Genomic DNA, 23612 nt, shown 5'->3' with positions numbered 1-23612 from the left:
AAGCTGATCGTCAGGCAACAGGGTACAGAAAAACGCCGCGCAGAAAGGCCCTGCACATTTACTGACCCCCCGTGTTGTTCTTGTCCGGTTCCGACCGGTTCGCGTTATGTTGCAGTTATTCCTTTCAGGGGTCAAAATCCGTCATGCGACAGCGCTACAGCGAAACCGGACTGCACATGGACTATCCCACCCTCGAGGCCTTCGTCGGCAACACGCCACTGGTGCGGCTGCAGCGCCTGGTCGGCGCGAGCAGCAATACCGTACTGGTCAAGCTGGAAGGCAACAATCCCGCCGGTTCGGTCAAGGACCGCCCGGCACTGGCCATGATCCGTCACGCCGAGCAGCGCGGCGATATCAGGCCGGGCGATACCCTGATCGAGGCCACCAGCGGTAATACCGGCATTGCGCTCGCCATGACCGCTGCCATCAAGGGTTATCGCCTGGTGTTGATCATGCCCGAGAACATGAGTCTGGAACGTCGGGCCGTAATGAAGGCCTACGGGGCCGAGATCGTGCTGGTCAGCCGCGAACAGGGCATGGAGGGTGCGCGTGACCTGGCGCAGCAGATGCAGACCGAGGGCCGCGGTCGGGTGCTGGATCAGTTCGCCAATCCGGACAATCCCGATGCCCATTACCAGAGCACCGGTCCGGAGATCTGGCGCGACACCGGCGGCCGCGTTACCCACTTCGTCAGCGCCATGGGCACCACCGGCACCATCATGGGCACGGGGCGTTATCTCAAGGAACAGAATCCGCAGGTGGAGATCGTCGGCGTACAGCCGACCGAGGGGGCCTCCATTCCCGGTATCCGCCGCTGGCCCGAGGCCTACCTGCCGCGCATCTACGATCCGGCCCGGGTCGACCGGATCATCGATGTCGAACAGCAGGTAGCGGAGGACACAACCCGGGCCCTGGCCGCGCGCGAAGGCATCTTCTGCGGCATCTCCTCGGGCGGGGCGGTGGCGGCCGCGCTGGAACTGTCCCGCCAGGTCGAGCATGCCGTGATCGTGACCATCATCTGCGATCGCGGTGACCGTTATCTCTCCACCGGAGTCTTCCCCGCCTGACGGTGCGTCTCCCTGTCCGCCAGCGCCGGTGGTATCTCCTTTTCCTGCTGCTGCCACCCCTGCTCGTCGCCGCCATCGAGCAGATACAGCTGCGCCTGCCGGTACTGGAAGGCCTGGGCCTGGCCCTGCAGGGCCTGGAGACGCAGCTTGAGCTGCAGTCCTCGGGGCGCCTGGCCGGCCGGCTGGAGATCGAGCGGCTGGACCATGCTGCCAGCGGCGAGCATCTGCAGGGACTGCGGCTGACGTGCGACGATCTGCAACTGGAGCCAGGACAGGTGCGTTGCTCCGCCGGCCGCTTTCGTCTGGCCGACTGGCGCGGACAAGGGCTGCAGGGTCCTTTTACGCTCAGCTATGAGTCGGCGCGGGGTGCGTTGAGGCTCAGCCTCGGCCCGGCCGCGTTTGCCGACGGGCGGGTGCGGATCGAACTGCAGCACAGTGACGGCCAGTGGCAGGCAAGCGTTCAGGGGGAAGACCTGGCGGCGGCGGCGCTGAGCGCATTCGCCGCCCCCTGGCTGCCGGGCGGTTACAGCATCAGCGCCGGCCGGTTGGATCTGCAAGCCGAGGCGCAGGGTGCGGCGAAGGTGCTGCAACAGCTGGCGCTGGAGCTGGAAACAGGGCAGGCAGCCTTTTCCAATGCCTCCGGGCTGGCGGCGGGCGAGGCACTCAGCGCCCGTGTGTCGCTGCGTGCCGGGCGGAACAACGACAGCCTTGCCGGTGACTTCAGTGTTGCGCTGGCGGGGTGGTCTGTATCTGGATCCCTTCTATGCCGATTTTGCCATCCAGCCCCTGCAAGCCGCCGGGCGCTACGCCCTCGATTCTGCCACCGGCCGGCTCACCCTGGCCGGGGTCGAGCTGAATCAGCCCGGGGTGCTGACCGCAGCCGTGGACGCGACCTTGCAGCCGGGCGCGGCGCCGCTTCTGCAGCAGGCGCGGATCGAGATGAAGACGGTCGAACTGGCGGGCTTTTTCCCCACCTATATCGCACCCTGGCTGGCCGCTACCGCCTTTTCCGATCTCCAGGCCAGTGGCCGGGTCAGCGGCCGCCTGGGCCTGCGCGACGACCGACTGGAGAGCTTCGATCTGGGCCTGGATGCGGTTACCCTGGAGGATCCCGGCCAGCGGCTGAGCCTGCACGGACTGGCAGGCAACCTGGCCTGGGGCCGGGACGACATGGCGCGCACCCTGCGCATCGGCTGGCAGGGCGGCAGCCTGTACCGCTTTGATCTGGGCCCGGCCGGGTTCCACCTGCGCAGTCAGGGTGACGAATACCGGCTGCTGGAACCGGCCGAGGTCGAGGTGCTGGACGGCCGGCTGCTGATCGAGGAATGGGCGCTGTCCAGCCCGGGCACCGATGCCATGCGCTGGCATATCGATGCCATCCTCACCCCGGTGTCCATGGCGCGGGTCACCACGGCGCTGGACTGGCCCCTGATGCAGGGCCAGCTGTCCGGGGTCATTCCCGATGTGCGCTATAGCGACGGCCGGATCGAGGTCGACGGCATGCTGCTGGTGCGGGTGTTCGACGGCGCGGTCAGGCTGCAGGACCTGCGCCTGGAACAGCCCCTGGGCCTGGTGCCGCAGCTCCAGGCCGACATCGCCATCGACAATGTCGACCTGGAACAACTGACCGGGACCTTCGCCTTCGGTAAAATCGAGGGCCGGCTGGACGGCCGGGTGCGCGACCTGTGGCTGCAGAACTGGCAGCCGCTGGCCTTCGATGCCGAACTGGCCACACCGGAAGACGATGCCAGCCGGCACCGTATCAGCCAGAAGGCGGTGGACAATCTGTCGCGTATCGGCGGTGGCGTGGGGCAGGCCCTGTCCAGGACGTTTCTGGGCGTGTTCGAGGAATTTCCGTATGATCGTCTCGGCATCCGCTGCCGACTGCGCAACGGCGTGTGCGAGATGGGCGGTGTGGCGCCGATCGATGACGGGTATTATCTGGTCAAGGGCACCTGGCTGCCACCGCGCATCAACGTGATCGGCTATGCCGACGCGGTGGACTGGACGGCTCTGGTGGAGCGGCTCAAGGCGGCGACCGCAGGCGGTGCGCCGCAGGTTCAATAGGGAATCCGATTATGCACAAACTGTCGTTCGTATCGCTGTGGCTGCTGCTGGGCCTGCTGGCCGGCTGCGTGACCATCAATGTCTATTTCCCGGCCGCCGCCGCCGAACAGGCCGCCGACCGGATCATCCGCGATGTCTATGGCGTGCCGCCGCGGCGCGAGGAGGCACCGGCCGGGGAGGACGCAGTCCCTCCGCCCGACAGCCGTTATGAGTCCGAGTCGCCGCTGTGGGTGGCGCTGCTCGAGGCCCTGGTCAAGCCGGCCGCGGCGGCTGCGGATATCAATGTGCAGTCGCCGGCCATCGACCGCCTGCGCACGCTCATGAAGGTACGACACCGACAGCTCCTGCCCTTCTATGAACAGGGTGCGGTGGGCATTGCCGCCGACGGCGAGCTGCGTATCCGCGACATGAACGCCGTCAGCCGCCTGCCCGATCGCGTCAGGCTCAAGCAGCTGGTCGAGCAGGAGAACCTCAACCGCAAGGAGCTCTATGCCGAGATTGCCCGGGTCAACGGCCATCCCGAGTGGCAGGACGAGATCCGCGCCACCTTCGCCCGGCGCTGGATCGACAACGCGCCTTCGGGCTGGTGGTACCAGGACAGCAGCGGCAACTGGAAACAGAAATAGGTCTTTAACCGCCAAGACGCCAAGTTCGCCAGGGAAACCGGCTTTACGGTAATGCAGTGCGTGCCGTATCTGCCCTGATTTCATTATTCCCGGCGGCCTTGGCGTCTTGGCGGTTTCATTACAAGAGTTACAGAAATGAACGTACTCGTGTTCGACATCGAAACCGTCCCCGACCTGGACGGCGGCCGGCGGCTGCACGGCCTCGACGGCCTGGCCGACGGGGACGTCGCCAAGGCCCTGTTTCACCTGCGCGCCCAGGAGACCGGTGGCAGCGAATTCCTGCGGCTGCACCTGCACCGCATCGTGGCCGTCTCGGCGGTGCAGCGTCGTGGCGAGGAACTGGAGGTATTGTCGCTGGGTGAGCCCGACAGCCCCGAACGCGAGCTGGTACAGGCCTTTTTCGATCTCATCGAACGCGACACCCCGACGCTGGTGTCCTGGAACGGCAGCGGCTTCGATCTGCCGGTGCTGCACTACCGCGCCCTGCTGCACGGCGTCAGCGCCCCCCGTTACTGGGACACCGGTGAGGATGAGCGCGAGTTCAAATGGAACAACTATCTCAGCCGCTACCACAGCCGCCACACCGACCTGATGGACGTACTGGCCGGTTATCAGCCGCGCGCCAATGCCCCGCTGGACGAGATCGCCAGTCTGCTCGGTTTTCCCGGCAAGCACGGCATGGACGGGGCGCAGGTGTGGGAGCGCTTCCTGGCCGGGGATGTTCAGGGCATCCGTGGTTACTGCGAGACGGACGTGCTCAACACCTACCTGGTCTGGCTGCGCTTCGAACTGATGCGCGGACACCTCCTGATAGCCGAGTACGAGGCGGAACTCACCCGGTTGCGCGAATACCTGAATGCCGGCGATAAACCCCATTTCGATGCCTTTCTGGCGGCCTGGCCGGCGGACTGATTCCGATGGCGAGGCGCAGAAAATCCCTGCCGGCCGATCCCGTTCCGGCGCATATCGAGTCGCTTTCCCATGACGGGCGGGGCGTGGCCCGCCTCGACGGCAAGGCGGTGTTCATCGACGGCGCCCTGCCGGGCGAGGACGTCGATTTCATCTATACCGGCAGACACCGCAACTATGACGAGGGGCGGATCGAACAGATTCGCCAGGCCTCGCCCGACCGGATCCGGCCGCGCTGCAGCGCGGCCGGGGTATGCGGTGGCTGCAGCCTGCAGCACCTGGCGCCGGAGGCGCAGATCCTGGCCAAGCAGGGGGTGTTGCAGGAGAACCTCAGACGTATCGGCGGCGTGACGCCGGAGACGCTGCTGGCGCCGTTGACCGGTCCGGTCTGGGGCTACCGGCACAAGGCGCGCCTGGGCGTGAAGTATGTGCGCAAAACGGGCGAGCTGCTGGTGGGTTTCCGGGAAAAGCGCAAGCCCTATGTTGCCCGCATCGACAACTGTGAAGTGCTGCATCCCGATGCGGCGCTATCGCCTGAGTGACCTGGCGCTGCTGATCGATTCCCTGTCGATCCGCGCGGCGGTGCCCCAGATCGAGGTGGCGATCGGCGACCGGGTCACCGCCCTGGTGTTCCGGGTGCTGGAGCCGCCCACCGAGGCCGATCTGGCCAGCCTCAGGGCCTTCGGGCAGGAATACGACATGCAGATCCATCTGCAGCCGAAGGGGCCGGATTCGGTGACGCTGCTGTGGCCTGATTCCGCCGGGGCGGCCCGGGCCCTGAGCTATGACCTGGATGATCACAAGGTGACCCTGCAGTTCCGTCCGACCGATTTCACCCAGATCAATCCGCAGATCAATCAGAAAATGATCGCGCGCACCCTGGAACTGCTGCAGCCGGAGGCGGGCGACCGGGTGCTGGACCTGTTCTGCGGCCTGGGCAACTTCACCCTGCCGCTGGCGCGGCGTGCCGCGCAGGTGACGGGTGTGGAGGGCGAGGCGGGGCTGGTGCAGCGGGCGCGGGAAAATGCCAGCGCCAACGGCATCGACAACGCGGAGTTCTTCACCGCCGACCTGGCCGGCGAAGTGTCAGCCGAACCCTGGCTCGGCCACGCCTACGACAAGGTGCTGCTGGACCCGCCGCGCAGCGGCGCAAAGGAAATGATCCCCCTGATCGCCGGCCGCGGGGCGCGACGCATCGTCTATGTCTCCTGCCATCCCGGCTCGCTGGCGCGCGATGCCGGGCTGCTGGTCAACGAGCACGGCTACCGCCTGGCGGCCGCCGGGGTGATGGATATGTTTCCGCACACCGCGCACGTCGAATCCATCGCCCTGTTCCTGGCGCCGGAGTAGGTCGGGTCAGCCGCAGCCTAACCCGACATTCAGGGCGAGAACGTCGGGTTATCCCTTTAGGGTCAACCCGACCTGCACGGCTGCATTCCATCCCCCCGTCATCCCCGCGCAGGCGGGGATCCAGTCGCCGCCGCAGTGTGGGATACCGGCTTGCAGGGTGATGCGATGGGAGCCGGCCGAATCCCGTCCTTCAGGATTCCGGCATACTCGAAGCCTACCCGCCGCTGAACTTGACCAGCCTCGTCACCTGGATATCCGAGATGAACACCACCCCTGAATGCTCGCTGTAGAAGGGCGCGAAACCTTCCAGGATGGGTTCCACCAGGGATTCGGGCACGGCGGCGATGATCATGATCAGCACGTCGTCCTCGTTGAACATCAGGTGGCCTTCATGGAAGCCGTGATTGCCCTTGCCCGAGAGGTTGTTGATGATGGTGTAGCCCCGGACGCCGGCGCGGTCGAGCAGGTCGGTGGCAAAGCCCTGGTGTTCGCCGCCCAGGATGATCTCGAGCTTCTTGAGCGGGCTGAAGTTGAGGTTTTTCATATCGACTCCTCGGCGATTGCGTGTGCGGTGTGCTGCGTGTGTTGCCAGCGGTCGTCCTCGTAAACCGAGACCTTGCGGGTTTCGGGGTCGATCACCAGCAGCCGGATCCAGCCGTTGCGCACCAGGTGCTTGACCGCGACCACGTCCTCGACGGCGCGGCGGGCGTGCTCGAAGGGCGCCTCGATCAGGGTGATCAGACGCAGCGGCTCATGGTAGGGACGGCCCTGTTCGAGCACGGTCTGGGCCGGCAGGCCGGTGCGCAGATCGCTGAGATTGCCGGTCATGACCCCGAAGCGGCCGGCGACATTGTGATAGACCTTGCTGCCGCTGCCGAAGCACTCGTTGTCCACGGTGGAGAAGTAATGTTCCATGTTGATCCACTGGCCGACGACCAGCGGTCCGGTGAGGATGTTCTCCAGCAGCCGGCGCCGGGGATCCAGGCGGTAGTCGTAGGAGTGCAGGAAGGCCCGGCCTTCCAGTGCCAGCTCACGGGTCAGTTCCCGGCGGCCGATGATGAAATAGGCATTGCGCGACAGCCCCCATTCGGGCCGTACCTGGGACCAGTCCATGGCATTGCGCTGGACCGCCTTGCGGGCGGCGGCCGGTGCCGCCTGCCGGGACGGGTCGCCCTGCAGTTCGGGCAGACGTTCCTGCGCGCACAGCCGGGAGGCGGCGGTCAGGCCGTTGCGCAGCCGGTCCAGGTATACGACATGGGAGGAAGGCAACCGGTCCAGGTCGTACAGTTCCAGCGCATCGGTGGTGGTGTTGTGCAGGGCCGGGATGAACCAGGCGTCGTCGGCGATGCCGATGCCCTGGCTGCGCAGGCGGCGGCGTACCTCCGCCTTGTTGGCCATCTGCGCCAGCACGCGCGCGTTCACCAGCCCGTGATTGCCGCCGCAGGCACCGCAGTCCAGCGCCGATTCGTAGGGGTTGTTCTCGGATGTGCTGCCATGGCCGACCAGCAGGATGAAGCGGGAGAAGTCCCGGGTCAGGCCGATGGAGCGCAATGCCTGGCTGACGAAGCCGACCTGCTCGTCGAGGGAGAAGCCGATGCGCGCCAGGCGTTCCAGCTGCAGCCGGGCAGAGGCGGGGTCGATGCGATAGACCTCGCGCAGACGCCGGATGAAGGCCTGTTCGGCTTCCCTGTCCAGTCCCAGTGCCCCGGCCAGTTCGGGGGCGCCAGGCTGTCGGCCCAAGGCGGCCTCGCGCAACTCGCGCACCATGGCGTCGGTGATGCGCTCGGCGGCCAGCTCGAACTCCTGCTCCACCGCCTTGACGATCACGGCGCGCTGGACGGCGCGCACGATGGAGTCGGCCTGATCGCGGCCGAGCTTGTCGATCAGCAGATGCGTGGGCGGCTTGTGCTCGTGCAGCTGGCGGCGCCAGCGGTTGTAACGCTGCGGCAGCAGGGTCTTGCCGATCATGTCGAAGCCGAACAGCAGGCCGATGGCCTCTACCGTGACGAAGGGGCTGAGCACCGACTCCTTGAGTTCGTGCAGCGCCTTCTCCAGTGCGGTGACCGCATCCAGGTCGCGCGGCGCCTCGACGCTCATCTCCAGCGCCAGGTTCTTCGGGGTGAGCAGCACCGGGCACAGGTGGGTCTCGCTGCCCTTGCCCAGTTCCATGAAGCTGACCGGAACCCCGAAAAAACCGGCAATGCCGAAGGTCTGGTAGTCGCCGACGGATTCCAGCTGCCGGCGGATGCGCTCGGACCGGGTGTCGATGCAGAACAGCGCCTGGGCGAAGGGCCGCTTGTCGCGCGGCGGCGGCGGTTCCAGGCGCAGGCCGGCGAGCAGACGCTGCATGGCGCGGGCCTCCATCGCCTGCAGCCAGAGCATGCCCTCCCGGCGCTCGAATTCACGCAGGCTCTCCAGCAGGCCGGCAAGCTGTTCGCTGTCCAGCCGTTCCAGCGCCTGCGTCTCGCCGGCGAGCGCGGCCAGTTCCCGCAGCCGCCCGGCCTGGCGTTCGGCCTCGCGCTCGCGCTGGCGGTGCACATAATCGTTGAACACGCCCTCGATCCGCCGGGCACCGCCCAGCGCCAGGGTTTCCTCCACCCGCTGGGCCTGGTCGGGCAGCACCCGGCCGGTGTACAGCTCGTGGCGCAGCCAGGCCTCGGGCGTGCGGGTCTCGATGAGCTCCCGCAGGGCCGGGGCGGAGGTGATGCCGTGCCGGCCACCACGTTCCTGCAGCAGGGCCAGGGCCAGGGTCAGGCGCACCGCCAGCAGGTCCACCAGATCGCCGGGATAGCGCCGGCTCCAGTAATAATGACGGACGCTGGAACGCCAGCGGATGAAGCCGGCCCAGCCATGCAGGCGGGCCAGTTCGCGGGTGAAACAGCCGGTCCAGTCCGACTCGGGCACGCCCAGGGTCTGCATCACATGCGCGATCACGCCCTCGGGCGTGTCATCGACGGCGAGGATGCGTTTGATGTGCATGCCGCGCAGGAACAGCCGGGCATTGCGGCTGGCCACCTCGCGCCAGGCGGCGAAGAAGCCGCGGCTGCGCTGCGGCATGGCCCATACCGACTGGCCCTCGTCGAAGAAATCGAGACAGCTCTTGATCACCAGTTCGTCCAGTTCCGCGCCGATCCCGGTACCGTAGAGGGCATCCACGGCCTCGTAGACGGGGCGGTCCCCCAGCAGCTCGGTGCGCAGCCGTTCGATCAGGTCATCCTGATCGATTTGCGTTTGCGGCCGCCCGCCGCTGAGTGCGGCCCGGACGTCGGCCGGCCCGGCCAGTCCGCCCGTCGCCGCCACCGGTCGTTCGATCCGGGTGAGGAGGGTCATGAGCCAGGCCGGCAGGTCGATGCCCGGCGCCGGGTCGCGCCCGGCGGCGAAGGCCGCCACGGCGATCTCCAGCCGGGTCGGGTCGATGCTGCCCGCGGCCAGGTAGGCCTGATACTGCTGCCGCGGCAGCCGGCAGCGGCAGTGGAACAGGCGCGCGCCCTGCGCCACGGCCTCCTCAAAGGGCAGGTGCTCCAGGCCGTGCAGCGGATTGTGGTGAATAAAGGCGCGCATCGGCCAGAAGAAGGGAATGGGTTCGCCGGCCACATAGGTCATGGCGCGGATCTGCAGGCGCTGTCCCAGCGACAGGCTCATGCCAGCCCCCCCAGCAGATACAGGCCGCCGCCGGCCAGGGCGGCCAGGGCCGCTGCGTAGGCCCAGGTGGCGGCAGGGCTCAGATCCGCTGGACCGCCCCCGCTGTCCCCGGGACCGACCACCAGTCCCTGCAGCAGGCGCGCGCCGGCCCAGCTCCACAGCAGCCAGATGCCGGCCAGCGCCAGGGCGGCGGCGGGGGCGGCGGACGCCGTGGCCAGGGTCAGGCTCAGCAGGGTGAAGAAGGGCGGAAACAGGGGCATGGCGATGCCGGCCAGTACCACCACCACCAGCACGCCGGCCAGTCGCGGCAGCTGTTGCGCCAGGCCGCCGTACAGGCCCGCGTAGGCAGCGCCGAAACGCCGCTCCAGTCCGGTGCCGAGCAGGGTGAGCAGGACCAGGGGCGCGCTCAGGCCCAGGGCGTGAAGCCCGGGCGGCACCTCACCGGGCCGGGCCAGGACCAGCCACAGCAGGGCCCAGAGCGAGCAGGCGAGAAAGCCGGTCCAGAGCCCGAGTTCGCGCAGGGACAGCGCCCGGAAGGCATACAGCGCCGAGCTCAGCAGTGCCCAGGCCATGAGCCAGTCCGGCAGCGGCGGCTGCGCCGCCGCGACCAGCGCCAGCCCTGGCTGCGGCCAGGTCAGCAGCAACAGGGCGCGCAGCCAGGGCCGGTGCGCCCGCCGCAGCAGGGCGTTGAACAGCATGCTGAGCGGGAACAGCGGCAGGAACACACCGGCGAGCAGAAGGAACGCTGCATCCATGTCAGGCCCACCTCAGCCAGACATTGAGCCGTGTGGCCGTATGCAGCAGTCCCCGGGTCAGCGCGGCATAGAGATCGGTCAGGTAGAACTCGCGCGAGACCAGAACATAGAAGACCAGCCAGGCGCGGCCGGTGCGCCGATGCCGGCGGCTGCCGTTGCGTTCGGCATAGTAGGTCAGCAGCCAGCCGAGCACGATCACTGCGGTGACGAAGGCCACCAGGATATCGAATCTGAGCAGGTCGATATCGGCGGCGGCATAGAGCTGCTGGCGGAAGGCCGGGTCGGGGTACAGGAACAGGTCGAAGGCGTGACTGATCAGGCTGTAGCCCAGCACCACCACCGCGAAGGAGAACACGCTCAGGCCCACCAGACGCCACAGGTTCTGACTGCGCATGCGATAGGTGGCGAAGATCAGCTGGGCCCCGGTCACCCAGCCGAAGAACAGCAGCACGATCGCCCCCTGTTTCTGGAAATAGTCCTGTGCGACCAGCAGGTGGGCGGCCACCAGGATGCTGACCGGCACGGCCAGGGTGATGGCCGCCATCAGCAGCCAGGGCTTGCGTTGCCGGGCCGGGCGGCGTTCCACCACGAAGGTGTAAAGCTCGTCCTTGGGCACGCCGTCGTCGCGGCGCGCGGCATGGATTACGCCGCCGGCGCCGAGGAACAGGGTGCCCTTGAACAGGCCGTGGGCGATCAGGTGATAGATGGCCAGCGAGAAGGCGCCGACACCGCATTCCATGATCATGAAGCCCATCTGGCCCATGGTCGAATAGCCCAGGGACTTCTTGATGTCGTTCTGGGTCAGCATCAGCACCGAGCCGATGACGGCGGTGACCAGCCCGACCAGGAAGATCCAGTGCAGCACGCCGCCGGTATGGATGAATACCGGGGCGAAGCGGTTGATCAGAAAGCCGCCGGCGTTGACGATGCCCGCGTGCATCAGGGCCGAAACCGGGGTGGGGCCGTCCATGGTATAGGGCAGCCAGGTGTGGAGCAGGAACTGGGCCGAGCGGGCGAAGGCCGCCAGGGCGATCAGGGCGCCGACCAGGTCCAGCAGCTCGAACCCGGCGATCTGATGGGTGCCGGGATCGGCGCTGATGCGCGTGAACAGCTCCGGCAGCGACCAGGTGCCGTAGGCGTGATGCAGCAGCCCGGCCGCCAGCACCAGCGGCAGGTCGCCGATGCGGTAGGTCAGCAGGGTCCAGAAACTGTAGCGCCAGGCGGAAGGGCTGCGGGAATCGTGCCCGAGCAGGAAGTAGAGCAGCACCCCGACCAGGTGCCAGGCGATCAGCAGGGTGATCAGGTCGCCGGCGGCGACCATGACCAGCAGCGCGGCGGTCATCAGATCGAGCAGCAGGAAAAAGCGCGCGTAGCCCGGCTCCTCGGCCATGTAGCGGACCGAGTAGACATGCACGATCAGACTGATGCCGGCGATGACCAGCATCATCAGCGCGCTGAGCGGGTCGAACAGCAGCGAGCCCCAGGGCGCGGCCGGGAGGGTGATGGCCATCGGCCCCTGTCCGGCCAGCGCCAGTCCCAGCACGGCGGCGGCGGCCAGGAAGCTCAGGGTGGTGAAGGTCACGCTTACCTGCGCTGCCCGCCACCCGGGACGGTGGAACAGCAGCTGGATCAACAGGGCGGAACAAAGCGGCAGGGCCGCAACCAGCACGATGAGTCGTTCCATAGGCCTGCGTCAGTTTCCGTCAGGGGCGGCAGGCGGTGCCTCGCAACGGCGGCATCCGTGGTCGGTGTTGCGCGGTGCTGCCATGCCTCCGTCAATGTAAGGTCCGGATTTCTGAGCCACACAAAGGCTGTCTATGGAGTCTACGGAGGGGTGGACTTGGTAAATAATCGATAATTCGAATAGAACTGATTGCGTTCAGGCAATGGGTTTGCCGGAATCGGCCGGAAGGATAAATGGATTGGCAGGCACCGGACGGAAGCCGTCGCTGTTCAGGCGGTCTTCAATTCTGGAACCAGTGGCGGTTCAGTGCGCTGAACACCCGGTCGGGATACCAGCTCTGGCCGAGGCTGCCATTGTAGCGGGCCAGGGCCCGCTGCAGGTTGCCGCGTTCGCGTTCCAGGTAGTGTTTCAGGATGGTGCAGCCGTAGCGGATATTGGTGCGGATATGGAACAGATTGTCCTGGGGACGGCCCAGTTCCTCCAGCCAGAAGGGCATCACCTGCATCAGGCCGCGGGCCCCGGCATGGGAGATGGCGAAACGGTCGAAGTTGCTCTCGACCTGGATCACCGCCAGCACCAGCTCCGGCGGCAGTTCGGCCTGCGTGGCTTCCTGGTGGGCGATCCTGAGGATCTCCAGGCGCTCGTTGGCCGGGATATCCTGCCAGCGCCGCTGCAGCCGGCGTGACATGTCCGACAGCCAGACTTCGGCCTCGAACCGGTCCTCGAAGCTCTCGGCGCTGGCGATGGCCGCAGCCAGGTGGGCGCGCATCTCGGCGTCGGGCCGGGCCTGGGTGGCGGCCTGGGCCGCCTGGCTGAATGCCAGTGTCAGCAGGAGGACGAGCCTCGGGATTTGCAGCCGCAGTTTCATTACCGGGAAATTCTGTTTGTAAAGGCGCACATTTGGCAAGCTATTCTGATTATCGGCAGCGATCTCCGGGTTTTGATATGTCCGACTACAAACGCCCCGAATCCGTCCTGGTGCTGGTGTATACCGCCGCCGGCGAGGTGCTGCTGCTGGAACGCCGCGAACCGCCCGGCTTCTGGCAGTCGGTGACCGGCAGTCTGGAGTGGGGGGAGTCGGCCACCGCCGCGGCATTGCGCGAACTGCGCGAGGAGACCGGCCTGGACGCCGGCCCGGCACTGCGCGATTGCCGGATGCAGAGTCGTTTTCCCATCCTTCCGGCCTGGCGGGCCCGCTATGCCCCCGACGTGGCCGAGAACCTCGAGCATGTCTATGCCGTGTGCTATTCGAGCCTGCCGCCGGTCCGGCTCGATCCCGCCGAACACCGCCGCTGCCACTGGCTGCCGGCGGTGGAGGCGGCCGCGCAGGCGGGGTCCGTGACCAACCGCGAAGCCATCCGCCGACTGCTGCCCGGCCGGAGCGGCGTGGAATCCCCCTCAAGCTTGCTCCGCCGCCGCCGATGAAGGGCTGACCCGGCCCTGCGCCCGGGTCCTTTATGGAGCCTGTTCTCCCCCTCGAAGTGAAATAAAATTCGGAGTAATCAATGAGTAAGCGATTCGCGCGCGCCCTGCTGCCGACCGCGCTGGCGGCGGCCTTTTCCCCTTTGGCCTGGTCCACCAACGGCATGAACATGGAAGGCTACGGCCCCATCGCCTCCGCCATGGGCGGGGCGGCCTTTGCTTATGACAACGGCACCGCCGCCATGATGAACAATCCGGCCACTCTGGGGCTGATGGACGCCGGCAGCCGGCTGGACATCTTCTTCGGTTTTCTGGGCCCGGATGTGGAGGCCGAGGCCGGCGGCCAGGTCGCGGAGTCCGATGGCACCGCTTACGCCATGCCGGCCGCCGGCTGGGTGCGCAAGCACAATGGCCTGACCTACGGCATCGGTGTCTATGGCCAGGGCGGCATGGGTACCGAGTTCGACGCCACCTCCTTTCTGGGCAATCCCTCGCCCTTCGTCACCTCCAATCTGGAAAACCGCACCGAGTTGAGTGTGGGCCGGGTCATCCTGCCGCTGGCCTTCGATGTGCATGAACGGCTGGTGATCGGCGGCAGTCTCGATTTTGTCTGGTCCGGGCTGGATCTGAAGATGGCCATGAGCGGGGCCCAGTTCACCGACCTGGTCAGTACGCAGAATTTCGGCACCGCCGGCGACGATGGCAGCGGCCTGGTCTCCACCTTCAACGGCTTCGTCGGCAGCGGGGCGATCACACGGGTGGATTATGCCTATTTCGACTTCAGCAACGGCAATGACTTCACCGGCCAGGCCCGCGCCTACGGCGTAGCCGGCAAACTGGGTGCCGTATTCAGGGTCAACGACCGGCTGAGCGTAGGCGCGACCTACCACAGCGAGACCAGACTCAACGATATGAAGACCTCCGGGGCCGATCTGCTGTTCGGGGTGGAGATGATGGGCAGCGCCCAGGCCATTCCGGTCAGCGGCGATCTCAAGGTGCGCGATTTCCAGTGGCCGGAGATCTACGGCATCGGCGCGGCCTGGCAGGCCAGCGACAGCTGGTTCTTCACCGGCGATATCAAGCGCATCGAGTGGGCCGATACCATGGACAGCTTCGACATGAGTTTCACCGCGGATGCCAGCCAGGCCGACCCGCGGGCCGCGGCCTTCGCCGGCAGGGGCATGGAGGTTTCCCTGTTCCAGCGCTGGGACGATCAGGTGGTCTACCAGCTGGGCGGTGCCTACCGCTGGAGCCCGAAACTGACCCTGCGCGCCGGTGTGAACCTGTCCGACAACCCGGTGCCGGATACCTATCTCAACGCACTGTTCCCGGCCATAGTGAGGAATCACGTGACCGCCGGTTTCGGCTATGTGTTCAATCCGGTCCAGTCCATCGACTTCTCGGTGCAGCACGCGCCCGAGGTCAGCGAGACCTCGGCCGCCGGGGTGACCTCCCGTCACGGCCAGACCAGCTTCCAGTTCATCTACAGCCATCGCTTCTGAGCCCGCCCGGGCCGGCGCGCGGCGCCGGCCCGGTGCCGTTTCCGCCCCGGGCCGTGCTAGAATGGCCCCCATCTCTGAGGACCGGAAAACCAGCACGAGGCAGTCATGGCGGGGCACAGCAAGTGGGCCAACATCAAGCACAAGAAGGCCGCGAACGACAAGAAGCGCGGCAAGGTCTGGACCAAGCTCATCCGCGAGATCACGGTCGCGGCGCGTGAGGGCAGGACCTCCGATCCCGGCACCCATCCCCGCCTGCGCCTGGCCGTGGACAAGGCGCTCGGCGCCAACATCCCCAAGGACACCATCGAGAAGGCCTGCAAGCGCGGTGCCGGCGAACTGGACGATGGCGCCAGCTATGAAGAGGTGCGCTACGAGGGCTACGGCCCCGGCGGCGTGGCCATCATGGTCGACTGCCTGACCGACAACCGCAACCGTACCGTCTCCGAGGTGCGCCACGCCTTCACCAAGCTGGGCGGCAACCTCGGCACCGATGGCTCGGTGGCCTACCTGTTCAACAAGACCGGGGTGATCATCTTCTACGAGAACGTCGACGAGGATGCGGTCATGGAGGCCGCGCTGGAGGCCGAGGCCGACGACGTGGTGAGCAGCGAGGACGGCTCCATCGAGGTGCTGAGCTCGCCGGAGGAATACCAGCGGGTACGCGCGGCCATCGAGGCCGCGGGGCTGACCCCGGACAACGCCGAGGTGACCATGCGCCCCGAGACCCTGAGCGCGGTGGACGCCGAGACCGCGGAAAAGGTCATCCGCATGATCGACATGCTGGAGGACCTGGATGACGTGCAGGAGGTCTACACCAACGCCGACTTCCCGGACGAGGTGCTGGACCGGCTGGCCTCCTGAGCCCATGCGCATCCTCGGCATCGACCCCGGCTCCCGCCAGACCGGCTTCGGGCTCATCGATGCCGAGGGCAACCGCGTCAATCACGTCCACAGCGGCTTCCTGCGCCTCCAGGGCGAGGATTTTCCCGCCCGGTTGCGTGCCATCTTCATCGGCATCCGCGAACTCATGAACGAATATCAGCCCGAGGCCGTGGCCATCGAGCAGGTCTTCATGGCCCGCAATGCCGACTCGGCGCTCAAGCTCGGGCAGGCCCGCGGCGCGGCCATCTGCGGGGCGCTCGCGGCCGACGTGCCGGTGGCCGAGTACAGCCCGAGCGAGGTCAAGCAGGCCCTGGTCGGGCGCGGCGGGGCGGCCAAGGAGCAGGTCCAGCACATGGTCGGGCTGCTGCTCAAGCTGTCCGCGCCGCTGCAGGCCGACCAGGCCGACGCCCTGGCCATCGCCATCTGCCACCACCATGTCAGCACCACCCTGGGCCGCATCCCCGGGGCGGCGGGCGCACGTAGAGGCAGGTTCAGATGATCGGCCGTCTGCGCGGTCTTCTGGTGGCCAAGCAGCCGCCCCGGCTGCTGCTGGAGGTCCAGGGCGTGGGCTATGAGGTCGAGGCGCCCATGACCACCTTCTACGCCCTGCCGGAGACCGGCAGCGAGGTCACCCTGCATACCCACCTGGTGGTGCGCGAGGACGCCCATATCCTGTTCGGCTTCGCCCGTCAGGCCGAGCGCGACCTGTTCCGGCACCTGATCCGCATCAACGGCGTCGGCCCGCGGCTGGCGCTGGCCATCATGTCGAGCATGACACTCGGCGAGCTGATAAGCTGCGTCAACGACCGCGATGCGGCTGCCCTGACCCGGGTGCCCGGCATCGGCAAAAAGACCGCCGAGCGCCTGCTGGTCGAGCTGGGCGACCGGCTGGCCGATTTCGGCACCGTGCCGGAGGCGGCCGCCGGCGGCGGAGCGGGGCTGCCGCCGGCCGCGGCCGGACCGGTGGAGGAAGCGGTCAGCGCGCTGATCGCCCTGGGTTACAAGCCGCCCGAGGCCAGCCGCATGGTGCGCGCCATCGAGGCCGGCGACCTGCCGGCCGAGGAGATCATCCGCCAGGCGCTGCGGGCGACGACGCAGAAGGGGTGATGAAACTCCGCAGTTGTATCGTTATCCGTCATCCCGGCGCAGGCCGGGATCCAGTGACCACCAATGGCGGTATCCCTGCTGGATCCCGGCCTGCGCCGGGATGACGTGTATTTTGAGTTCTCGCTGGTCCAGTGCTATCGCTTGTCAGTCCCTTCCGGGCACGCTATCGTGCCGGGAGCCTGAAACCAGACCCCTATGACCGACACTGACCGCATCATTTCGCCCGCCGTGGACTCGCCCGAGGAGGCGCGCATCGACCGCGCCATCCGCCCGCACCGGCTGGCCGATTATGTCGGCCAGCCCCAGGTACGCGAGCAGATGGAGATCTTCATCGGCGCGGCCCGCGCCCGCGGCGAGGCGCTGGACCATGTACTCATCTTCGGCCCGCCCGGCCTGGGCAAGACCACCCTGGCGCACATCGTCGCCGCCGAGCTGGACGTGAACCTGCGCCACACCTCCGGCCCGGTGCTGGAAAAACCCGGCGACCTGGCCGCCCTGCTGACCAATCTGGAGCCGCACGATGTGCTGTTCGTGGACGAGATCCACCGTCTCAGTCCCATGGTGGAGGAGGTCCTGTACCCGGCCATGGAGGACTACCAGCTCGACATCATGATCGGCGAGGGGCCGGCAGCGCGTTCCATCAAGCTGGACCTGCCCCCCTTCACCCTGGTCGGGGCGACCACCCGCGCCGGGCTTTTGACATCGCCATTACGTGACCGGTTTGGCATTGTTCAACGGCTTGAATTCTATACAGTCCCGGACCTGATACATATCGTGCAACGCTCGGCCGGCATTCTGGGCGTGGACATGGATCCGGCCGGTGCCGAAGAGGTGGCCCGGCGCTCGCGCGGTACCCCACGCATCGCCAACCGGCTGCTGCGCCGGGTGCGTGACTTCGCCCAGGTCAAGGCACAGGGGCGGGTTGATGCAACAGTCGCCCAGCAGGCCATGGAGCTGCTCAATGTCGACACCCATGGCTTCGACATCATGGACCGCAAGCTGCTGGGCGCGCTGATCGAGAAGTTCGATGGCGGCCCGGTGGGCATCGACAGCCTGGCGGCGGCCATCGGCGAGGAGCGTGGCACCCTGGAGGATGTCATCGAGCCCTACCTGATCCAGCAGGGCTTCATGATGCGTACGGCGCGGGGGCGGATCGCGACCCGGCACGCCTACCTGCATTTCGGCATCACGCCGCCGGAATCGCTGACTGCGCGGACCGAGGCTTCGCTGTCGCTGTTCGACGATCAGGCATGATCCGGTGTCCGGTGGATCCGGTTGTCAGCTGCGGTCACATGGAATCGATACGGTAGTATCTGTCTGATGGAGCAGAGAACAACACAAGCCGTGTTTTACTGGCCGGTGCGCGTGTACTACGAGGACACCGACAGCGGCGGCGTCGTCTACTATGCCAACTACCTCAGGTTCATGGAACGGGCCCGTACCGAGTACCTGCGCAGCCTCGGCTTCGAACAGGACCGGCTGCAGCGCGAGGCGGGCATCATCTTTGCAGTACGTTCAGTGAACATCGAATATCTGCGCCCGGCCCGTTTCAACATGGAACTCGAGGTCAGCGCGCAGGTCGTATCCGCGGGCCGGGCCAGTCTGGAATTCGAGCAGCAGGTACTGGAGGCGGACAGGCATGACGACCCGCTGTGCGCTGGGAGGATTCGCATCGCCTGTCTGGATGCCGGCAGCTTCCGGCCCCGGGCCCTGCCCGATTACATAGTAAAGGAGATCTGAATGTCGACGGACTTGTCGATGCTGCACCTGATCCTTGGCGCCAGCCCGGTGGTTCAGCTGGTCATGCTGCTGCTGGTTGCCCTGTCGCTGATATCCTGGACCCTGATCTTTCACAAGTGGAAGAAGCTGGGCGGGGCCCAGCGCGAGGCGAAGGAGTTCGAGCAGCAGTTCTGGTCCGGTGGTGAACTGGCCGCCCTGTATCAGCAGGTTGCCGCCCGCGAGCAGGACAACGAGGGCATGGCCGATATCTTCGAAGCCGGCTTCAGGGAGTACAGCCGGCTGCGCAAGCAGCCGCAGGCGGATTCCACCGCCATGGTCGAGGGTGCCCAGCGTTCCATGCGCGTGGCGCTGTCAAGAGAAGAGGACCGGCTGGAGACGGGTCTGTCCTTTCTGGCCACGGTCGGCTCCACCAGTCCCTACATCGGCCTGTTCGGCACTGTCTGGGGCATCATGAACGCCTTCCGTTCGCTCGGTAACGTGCACCAGGCAACACTGGCCATGGTCGCGCCGGGTATCGCCGAGGCCTTGATCGCCACCGCCATGGGTCTGTTCGCGGCCATTCCCGCGGTGATTGCCTACAACCGCTTCTCCAACGATGTCGAACGCCTGGCCAACCGCTACGACAACTTCCTGGAGGAATTTGCGGCCCTGCTGCATCGTCAGTCCATCACGGCAAGGAAAGACTGATGGCGCGACAGCGGCACAAAAAACGGCCAATGTCTGAAATCAATGTGGTACCCTACATTGATGTTATGCTGGTCATGCTGGTGATCTTCATGATCACCGCGCCCCTGCTCACCCAGGGGGTGCAGGTTTCCCTGCCCAGCGCCGATGCCGAACCGCTGCCCCCGGACAGCGAGGAACCCCTGCAGGTGACGGTGGATGCCGGCGGGAACTTCTATCTGAATGTGGGCGATGATCCCGACCAGCCGATCGATGCCCAGACCCTGGTACAACGCAGCGCGGCGGTACTGCGCAACAAGCCCAGGACCCCGGTGCTGGTGCGCGGGGATGCCGGCGTGGCCTACGGTTCGGTGGTCCGGGCCATGGTGCTGCTGCAGCAGGCCGGCGCGCCCAACGTCGGCCTGGTCACGGAGCCGCCGGAGGCGGAGTCGCCTTGAGATCCCTCTGGAGGTTGTTCAGGGAGACGCCCCAGGCCTTCATCTATGCGCTGCTGGTGCATCTGGTGCTGGTGGCCTTTCTGGCCGTGAGCCTGGACTGGACCCCCAAGCCGCAGCTGCAGGCGGCCGACAAGCCGGTGATCGAGGCGGTGGCCCTGGACGAGGCGCAGGTCCGGGCCGAGATGGAGAAACTCCAGGCCGTGGAAGAACGCGAACAGCAGGCGGCGGAGGCCCGGCTGCGGGAGGCCGAGGAGAAACGCCGTCAGGCCGAGGCGGCCCGGCAGGCGGAACAACAGCGGCTGGAGAAGCTCAAACAGGAGCAGGCGGCCGAGGCGGAGCGCCAGGCCGAACTCAAGCGCCAGCAGGAGGCCCTGGTCCGCAAGCGTGAGCAGGAACAGAAGCGCCTGGCCGAGATCGAGGCCAAACGCCAGGCGGAAGAGGAAGCCCGCCGCAAGGCCGAGGCGGAGGCCAAACGCAAGGCGGAGGAGGAAGCCCGCCGCAAGGCCGAGGCGGAGGCCAAACGCCAGGCGGAAGAGGAAGCCCGCCGCAAGGCCGAGGCGGAGGCCAAACGCAAGGCGGAAGAGGAAGCCCGCCGCAAGGCGGAGGAGGAGGCCCGCCGCAAGGCCGAGCAGGCCCTGCAGCAGCAGCTGGAGGCGGAGCGCCAGGCCCTGGCCGCGGCCGAGGCCGAACGCGTGGTCAGCCGCTATGTGGCGGCGATCCAGCAGAAGGTGGAACGCAACTGGATCCAGCCGCCGGGCAGCCGTCAGGGTCTGACCTGCACGGTGCGGGTCGGTCTGATCCCGGGTGGCGAGGTCACGCGCGTGAGCATCGTCAAGGGCAGCGGCGATGCGGCCTTTGACCGCTCGGTGGAAGCGGCCGTGTGGCGTTCCAGTCCGCTGCCGCTGCCGCCCGACAACCAGTATTTCGATCGTTTCCGTGATCTGACGTTTCGCTTTTCACCCGAATGACGCATTGAGGTCATGATGAAGAAAATTATTTATCCCTTCGTGCTGCTGCTGTGCTGGTTCGCGCTGCAGCCGGCCCGTGCCGAGCTGACCATCGAGATTACCTCGGGCACGGAAGGCGCACTGCCGATCGCTGTCGTACCCTTCGGCTGGGGTGGTCCCGGCGTCCCGCCGGAGGATGTGGCCGGGATCGTCGCCGCGGACCTGACCCGCAGCGGCCAGTTTGCGCCCCTGCCCGAGGCCGACATGCTCTCGAAGCCCGTGCGTCCCGAGGACATCAGTTTTCGCGACTGGCGTGCCGTGGGCGTGGACAACCTGGTCATCGGGCGCATCACACCGCAGGGCGAGGGCCGTTATACCGTTGACTTCCGGTTGTTCGATGTATTCCGCGGCCGGCAGCTGAGCGGTTACAGCTTCCCCACCACGCGCGAGCGCCTGCGGGAGACGGCCCACCGGGTCGCCGACATCGTCTACGAGGCCCTGACCGGGGAACGCGGCGCCTTCCGCACCTGGATTGCCTATGTCACCGTGACCGGTGACGGTGATGACCGCCGATACAGCCTGCAGGTGGCCGACTCCGACGGTCACAACCCGCGCACCGTACTGCGTTCGCGCCAGCCGTTGATGTCCCCGGCCTGGTCGCCGGATGCCCGCCGTCTGGCCTATGTCACCTTCGAGCAGGAAACCGCCGAGATCTATGTCCAGGAGCTGGCCAGCGGCGAGCGGCGCAAGGTCGCTTCACATCAGGGCATCAACGGGGCGCCGGCCTGGTCGCCGGACGGGCGCCGACTGGCGTTAACCCTGTCACAGGACGGCAATGCGGAAATCTATATCCTGTCGCTGGATTCGGACCGGCTGCGGCGACTGACCCGGCATCCGGGCATCGATACCGAGCCGGCCTGGGCTCCCGACGGACGCAGCCTGGTCTTTACCTCGGATCGGGGCGGCAGCCCGCAGCTATACCGCCTGGCGATTGACGGCGGGCGGCCGGAGCGCCTGACCTTCGAGGGCGGCTATAATGCCAGTGCGGATTTCGCCCCCGATGGCAGGCATCTGGCGCTGCTGCATCGCGACGGCCGCGGGGCCTACCGGGTGGCGGTGCAGGACCTGGAACGGGGCATGCTCAATCTGGTCAGTGAAGGCCAGCTGGATGAATCGCCCTCGTTTGCGCCCAATGGCCGGATGATCCTGTACGCGACCGAAGTGGGCGGACGCGGCGTACTGGCGGCGGCCTCGGTCGACGGCCGGGTCGGCCAGCGCCTGCGGCTGCAGGAAGGCGTGGTGCGCGAACCGGCCTGGTCGCCGTTTCTCGAATAGCGGTTCAAACAACACCAACGTTACTGAATAACTTACTTAATAAGGAGTCAACGCAATGAACATCAGGATTGGACTGGTATGGACCCTCGCCCTGGCCGTATTGAGCGGCTGTGGCACCATGGACAAACGGGATGCCGATGACGTGGCCGTGGAGGATCGGGGTGCCGCGACAGGGGCTGAGGGCGCGCAGAGCCGTGGCCTGGGTGCCGACGGTGATATGCGCGGCATGGCGCTGGATGACCCCGACAGCCCCCTGTCCGTTCGCACCATCTATTTCGAGTTCGATTCCAGCGAGGTTGCCGCCGAGGACCGTGAGGTGGTTGCCGCCCATGCCCGGTATCTGTCCGCCAACCCGCAGCAGCAGGTGGTGCTGGAAGGGCATGCCGATGAACGCGGTTCGCGGGAATACAACATCGGGTTGGGAGACCGCCGGGCGCAGTCGGTGCGTCGCATGCTGGAGTTCCAGGGGGTGACCCCGGACCAGGTCCGCACCGTGAGCTACGGCGAGGAGAAGCCGGCGGTGGAAGGCCATGACGAGCAGGCCTGGCGCCAGAACCGCCGGGTCGAGATCGTCTACATGGATCAGTAATGATGCGCCTGCAGCCGATCAATCTGATACTGGCCGCCCTGCTGGTGAGCGCGCCGGCGGTTCAGGCCCGCGACGGTGATCTGGATCAGCGTGTGCAGCGCCTGGAGCAGCTGACGCAGAGCCGCGGCCTGATGGAGATGCTGAGCCGGATCGAGCAACTGCAGCAAGAGGTGCAGCAGTTGCGTGGCGATGTGGAGGTCCAGGGACACACCCTGGAACAGCTCAGGCAGCGCCAGCGCGATCTGTACATGGACGTGGACCGGCGGCTGCAGCAGCTGGAGAGCGGCGGAGGCGCGCCTTCCGCCGTGGTTCCCGGTGCCGCAGCGGCGGGAGCGGCGGATTCCGACCGGATCCCGGTCCTGCCGTCCCGCCCGGCCACCTCCGGCGACGGGGCCGAGGCGCCGGATCCCGACGCGGGCGTGGGCCAGCGGGAGCAGTACCAGCAGGCGCTGGACATCCTGCGCGAGGGCCGCTACATGCAGGCCGCCGAGGCCTTCCGCGGTTTTCTCGAGGCCCATCCGGACAGCGCCTACGCGGGCAACGCCCAGTACTGGCTGGCGGAATCCTTCTACGTCACCCGCCAGTTCCCCCAGGCCCTGGAGGAATTCGGCGAGGTGGTCGAGGCCTACCCCGACAGCAACAAGGTCGCCGATGCCCGCCTGAAGATCGGTTTCATCCATTACGAGATGGAGGACTGGGAAGCCGCGCGCCGGGAACTCGAGGCCGTGACCCGGTCCTACCCGGGCACCACCGCGGCGCGCCTGGCCGAGGAACGGCTGCTGCGGCTCAAGCGCGAAGGTCATTAGACTCCCGCAGGCCGGGATCAGGGCCGTAGGCCCCGTTTCCGGCGTGGCCTGCCCTGCCGCC

General features: G+C 66.9%; 25 protein-coding genes. 19 read left to right on the top strand and 6 right to left on the bottom strand.

What is annotated here, in order from left to right:
• The first annotated feature begins 176 nt into the window (after positions 1–176).
• Positions 177–1067 (top strand): cysteine synthase CysM, encoded by an 891-nt coding sequence (gene cysM / locus D6C00_RS03920; protein ID WP_125182351.1) that lies wholly within the window; start codon positions 177–179, stop codon positions 1065–1067.
• Here the strand turns inward: cysM and D6C00_RS03915 are convergent.
• On the bottom strand, positions 1037–1390 hold the full coding sequence (locus tag D6C00_RS03915) for a hypothetical protein (protein WP_125180401.1): 354 nt from the start codon (positions 1388–1390) through the stop codon (positions 1037–1039). The genes cysM and D6C00_RS03915 overlap by 31 nt on opposite strands.
• Positions 1391–1790: 400 nt before the next feature.
• On the opposite strand from D6C00_RS03915, the gene D6C00_RS03910 reads away from it, so the two are divergent.
• The 5 genes from D6C00_RS03910 to rlmD all read left to right on the top strand — a co-directional run bounded on the left by D6C00_RS03910 (position 1791) and on the right by rlmD (position 6019).
• On the top strand, positions 1791–3134 hold the full coding sequence (locus tag D6C00_RS03910) for a hypothetical protein (RefSeq protein ID WP_125180400.1): 1344 nt from the start codon (positions 1791–1793) through the stop codon (positions 3132–3134).
• Positions 3135–3145: 11 nt separating this feature from the next.
• Complete coding sequence (locus D6C00_RS03905; protein WP_125180399.1) at positions 3146–3760, top strand: YdbL family protein; 615 nt, start codon at positions 3146–3148, stop codon at positions 3758–3760.
• A 135-nt stretch (positions 3761–3895) separates the two neighbouring features.
• A complete protein-coding gene (locus tag D6C00_RS03900; protein ID WP_125180398.1) occupies positions 3896–4672 on the top strand; it encodes a 3'-5' exonuclease in 777 nt (258 codons plus the stop codon).
• Positions 4673–4677: 5 nt separating this feature from the next.
• Positions 4678–5211, top strand: a complete 534-nt coding sequence (locus D6C00_RS16695; protein ID WP_399360110.1) for a TRAM domain-containing protein — start codon at positions 4678–4680, stop codon at positions 5209–5211.
• A complete protein-coding gene (gene rlmD / locus D6C00_RS16690) occupies positions 5189–6019 on the top strand; it encodes a 23S rRNA (uracil(1939)-C(5))-methyltransferase RlmD (protein WP_399360108.1) in 831 nt (276 codons plus the stop codon). The genes D6C00_RS16695 and rlmD overlap by 23 nt, the downstream gene beginning before the upstream one ends.
• Positions 6020–6233: 214 nt before the next feature.
• On the opposite strand, the gene D6C00_RS03890 is transcribed toward rlmD, so the two are convergent.
• From D6C00_RS03890 to D6C00_RS03870, 5 genes are all read right to left on the bottom strand, one after another.
• Positions 6234–6563 (bottom strand): P-II family nitrogen regulator, encoded by a 330-nt coding sequence (locus tag D6C00_RS03890; RefSeq protein ID WP_125180397.1) that lies wholly within the window; start codon positions 6561–6563, stop codon positions 6234–6236.
• Complete coding sequence (locus D6C00_RS03885) at positions 6560–9661, bottom strand: DUF2309 domain-containing protein (protein WP_125180396.1); 3102 nt, start codon at positions 9659–9661, stop codon at positions 6560–6562. The genes D6C00_RS03890 and D6C00_RS03885 overlap by 4 nt, the downstream gene beginning before the upstream one ends.
• Positions 9658–10416, bottom strand: coding sequence for a hypothetical protein (locus D6C00_RS03880; protein WP_125180395.1), 759 nt, complete (start codon positions 10414–10416; stop codon positions 9658–9660). The genes D6C00_RS03885 and D6C00_RS03880 overlap by 4 nt, the downstream gene beginning before the upstream one ends.
• 1 nt (position 10417) lies before the next feature.
• On the bottom strand, positions 10418–12100 hold the full coding sequence (locus D6C00_RS03875) for an NADH-quinone oxidoreductase subunit 5 family protein (RefSeq protein ID WP_125180394.1): 1683 nt from the start codon (positions 12098–12100) through the stop codon (positions 10418–10420).
• Positions 12101–12380: 280 nt separating this feature from the next.
• Positions 12381–12968 (bottom strand): lytic transglycosylase domain-containing protein, encoded by a 588-nt coding sequence (locus tag D6C00_RS03870; RefSeq protein WP_125180393.1) that lies wholly within the window; start codon positions 12966–12968, stop codon positions 12381–12383.
• A 77-nt stretch (positions 12969–13045) separates the two neighbouring features.
• Between D6C00_RS03870 and nudB the strand changes: the two genes are divergently transcribed.
• The 13 genes from nudB (at position 13046) to ybgF (ending at position 23551) form a co-directional block, all read left to right on the top strand.
• Positions 13046–13525 carry a dihydroneopterin triphosphate diphosphatase gene (gene nudB, locus D6C00_RS03865; protein WP_125180392.1) on the top strand — a complete coding sequence of 160 codons (480 nt, stop codon included), beginning with the start codon at positions 13046–13048 and terminating at the stop codon, positions 13523–13525.
• 80 nt (positions 13526–13605) lie between these two features.
• Positions 13606–15024 carry an OmpP1/FadL family transporter gene (locus tag D6C00_RS03860; protein WP_125180391.1) on the top strand — a complete coding sequence of 473 codons (1419 nt, stop codon included), beginning with the start codon at positions 13606–13608 and terminating at the stop codon, positions 15022–15024.
• A gap of 105 nt (positions 15025–15129) precedes the next feature.
• Positions 15130–15885: a YebC/PmpR family DNA-binding transcriptional regulator gene (locus D6C00_RS03855; RefSeq protein WP_125180390.1), complete on the top strand. Its 756-nt coding sequence runs from the start codon at positions 15130–15132 to the stop codon at positions 15883–15885.
• A gap of 4 nt (positions 15886–15889) precedes the next feature.
• Entirely contained in the window at positions 15890–16405 is a 516-nt protein-coding gene (gene ruvC / locus D6C00_RS03850; protein ID WP_125180389.1) for a crossover junction endodeoxyribonuclease RuvC, read from the top strand.
• A complete protein-coding gene (gene ruvA / locus D6C00_RS03845; RefSeq protein ID WP_125180388.1) occupies positions 16402–17013 on the top strand; it encodes a Holliday junction branch migration protein RuvA in 612 nt (203 codons plus the stop codon). The genes ruvC and ruvA overlap by 4 nt, the downstream gene beginning before the upstream one ends.
• A 195-nt stretch (positions 17014–17208) precedes the next feature.
• Positions 17209–18267, top strand: a complete 1059-nt coding sequence (ruvB, locus tag D6C00_RS03840) for a Holliday junction branch migration DNA helicase RuvB (protein WP_125180387.1) — start codon at positions 17209–17211, stop codon at positions 18265–18267.
• Positions 18268–18333: 66 nt separating this feature from the next.
• A complete protein-coding gene (ybgC, locus tag D6C00_RS03835; protein WP_125180386.1) occupies positions 18334–18753 on the top strand; it encodes a tol-pal system-associated acyl-CoA thioesterase in 420 nt (139 codons plus the stop codon).
• Positions 18754–19440 carry a protein TolQ gene (tolQ, locus tag D6C00_RS03830; protein WP_125180385.1) on the top strand — a complete coding sequence of 229 codons (687 nt, stop codon included), beginning with the start codon at positions 18754–18756 and terminating at the stop codon, positions 19438–19440. It begins immediately after the preceding gene.
• A 29-nt stretch (positions 19441–19469) separates the two neighbouring features.
• The gene (gene tolR / locus D6C00_RS03825) at positions 19470–19874 is read left to right on the top strand and encodes a protein TolR (protein WP_177433198.1); all 405 of its coding nucleotides are present in this window, start codon (positions 19470–19472) and stop codon (positions 19872–19874) included.
• Entirely contained in the window at positions 19871–20842 is a 972-nt protein-coding gene (tolA, locus tag D6C00_RS03820; protein WP_241546786.1) for a cell envelope integrity protein TolA, read from the top strand. The genes tolR and tolA overlap by 4 nt, the downstream gene beginning before the upstream one ends.
• A gap of 12 nt (positions 20843–20854) precedes the next feature.
• On the top strand, positions 20855–22156 hold the full coding sequence (gene tolB, locus D6C00_RS03815; protein ID WP_317623006.1) for a Tol-Pal system beta propeller repeat protein TolB: 1302 nt from the start codon (positions 20855–20857) through the stop codon (positions 22154–22156).
• Between the two features lie 55 nt (positions 22157–22211).
• Positions 22212–22745 (top strand): peptidoglycan-associated lipoprotein Pal, encoded by a 534-nt coding sequence (gene pal / locus D6C00_RS03810; RefSeq protein WP_125180383.1) that lies wholly within the window; start codon positions 22212–22214, stop codon positions 22743–22745.
• Positions 22745–23551, top strand: coding sequence for a tol-pal system protein YbgF (gene ybgF, locus D6C00_RS03805; RefSeq protein WP_125180382.1), 807 nt, complete (start codon positions 22745–22747; stop codon positions 23549–23551). Before pal ends, ybgF begins: the two co-directional genes overlap by 1 nt.
• The last annotated feature ends 61 nt before the right edge of the window (positions 23552–23612 follow it).

Source organism: Thiohalobacter thiocyanaticus, assembly GCF_003932505.1.
In the GTDB taxonomy this organism is placed as follows: Bacteria; Pseudomonadota; Gammaproteobacteria; order Thiohalobacterales; family Thiohalobacteraceae; genus Thiohalobacter; species Thiohalobacter thiocyanaticus.
This window is presented reverse-complemented; position numbering and strand designations above follow the sequence as displayed.

Coding starts and splice junctions, on each gene's coding strand:
- nudB (WP_125180392.1), top strand. CDS start 13,046: ATGTCCGACTACAAACGCCCCGAATCCGTCCTGGTGCTGGTGTATACC.
- D6C00_RS03875 (WP_125180394.1), bottom strand. CDS start 12,100: ATGGAACGACTCATCGTGCTGGTTGCGGCCCTGCCGCTTTGTTCCGCC.
- rlmD (WP_399360108.1), top strand. CDS start 5,189: ATGCGGCGCTATCGCCTGAGTGACCTGGCGCTGCTGATCGATTCCCTG.
- D6C00_RS03885 (WP_125180396.1), bottom strand. CDS start 9,661: ATGAGCCTGTCGCTGGGACAGCGCCTGCAGATCCGCGCCATGACCTAT.
- D6C00_RS03905 (WP_125180399.1), top strand. CDS start 3,146: ATGCACAAACTGTCGTTCGTATCGCTGTGGCTGCTGCTGGGCCTGCTG.
- tolB (WP_317623006.1), top strand. CDS start 20,855: ATGATGAAGAAAATTATTTATCCCTTCGTGCTGCTGCTGTGCTGGTTC.
- D6C00_RS03880 (WP_125180395.1), bottom strand. CDS start 10,416: ATGGATGCAGCGTTCCTTCTGCTCGCCGGTGTGTTCCTGCCGCTGTTC.
- D6C00_RS03900 (WP_125180398.1), top strand. CDS start 3,896: ATGAACGTACTCGTGTTCGACATCGAAACCGTCCCCGACCTGGACGGC.
- ybgF (WP_125180382.1), top strand. CDS start 22,745: ATGATGCGCCTGCAGCCGATCAATCTGATACTGGCCGCCCTGCTGGTG.
- ruvA (WP_125180388.1), top strand. CDS start 16,402: ATGATCGGCCGTCTGCGCGGTCTTCTGGTGGCCAAGCAGCCGCCCCGG.
- tolQ (WP_125180385.1), top strand. CDS start 18,754: ATGTCGACGGACTTGTCGATGCTGCACCTGATCCTTGGCGCCAGCCCG.
- D6C00_RS03890 (WP_125180397.1), bottom strand. CDS start 6,563: ATGAAAAACCTCAACTTCAGCCCGCTCAAGAAGCTCGAGATCATCCTG.
- ruvB (WP_125180387.1), top strand. CDS start 17,209: ATGACCGACACTGACCGCATCATTTCGCCCGCCGTGGACTCGCCCGAG.
- D6C00_RS03870 (WP_125180393.1), bottom strand. CDS start 12,968: ATGAAACTGCGGCTGCAAATCCCGAGGCTCGTCCTCCTGCTGACACTG.
- ybgC (WP_125180386.1), top strand. CDS start 18,334: ATGGAGCAGAGAACAACACAAGCCGTGTTTTACTGGCCGGTGCGCGTG.
- D6C00_RS03860 (WP_125180391.1), top strand. CDS start 13,606: ATGAGTAAGCGATTCGCGCGCGCCCTGCTGCCGACCGCGCTGGCGGCG.
- cysM (WP_125182351.1), top strand. CDS start 177: ATGGACTATCCCACCCTCGAGGCCTTCGTCGGCAACACGCCACTGGTG.
- tolR (WP_177433198.1), top strand. CDS start 19,470: ATGTCTGAAATCAATGTGGTACCCTACATTGATGTTATGCTGGTCATG.
- pal (WP_125180383.1), top strand. CDS start 22,212: ATGAACATCAGGATTGGACTGGTATGGACCCTCGCCCTGGCCGTATTG.
- D6C00_RS03855 (WP_125180390.1), top strand. CDS start 15,130: ATGGCGGGGCACAGCAAGTGGGCCAACATCAAGCACAAGAAGGCCGCG.
- D6C00_RS16695 (WP_399360110.1), top strand. CDS start 4,678: ATGGCGAGGCGCAGAAAATCCCTGCCGGCCGATCCCGTTCCGGCGCAT.
- ruvC (WP_125180389.1), top strand. CDS start 15,890: ATGCGCATCCTCGGCATCGACCCCGGCTCCCGCCAGACCGGCTTCGGG.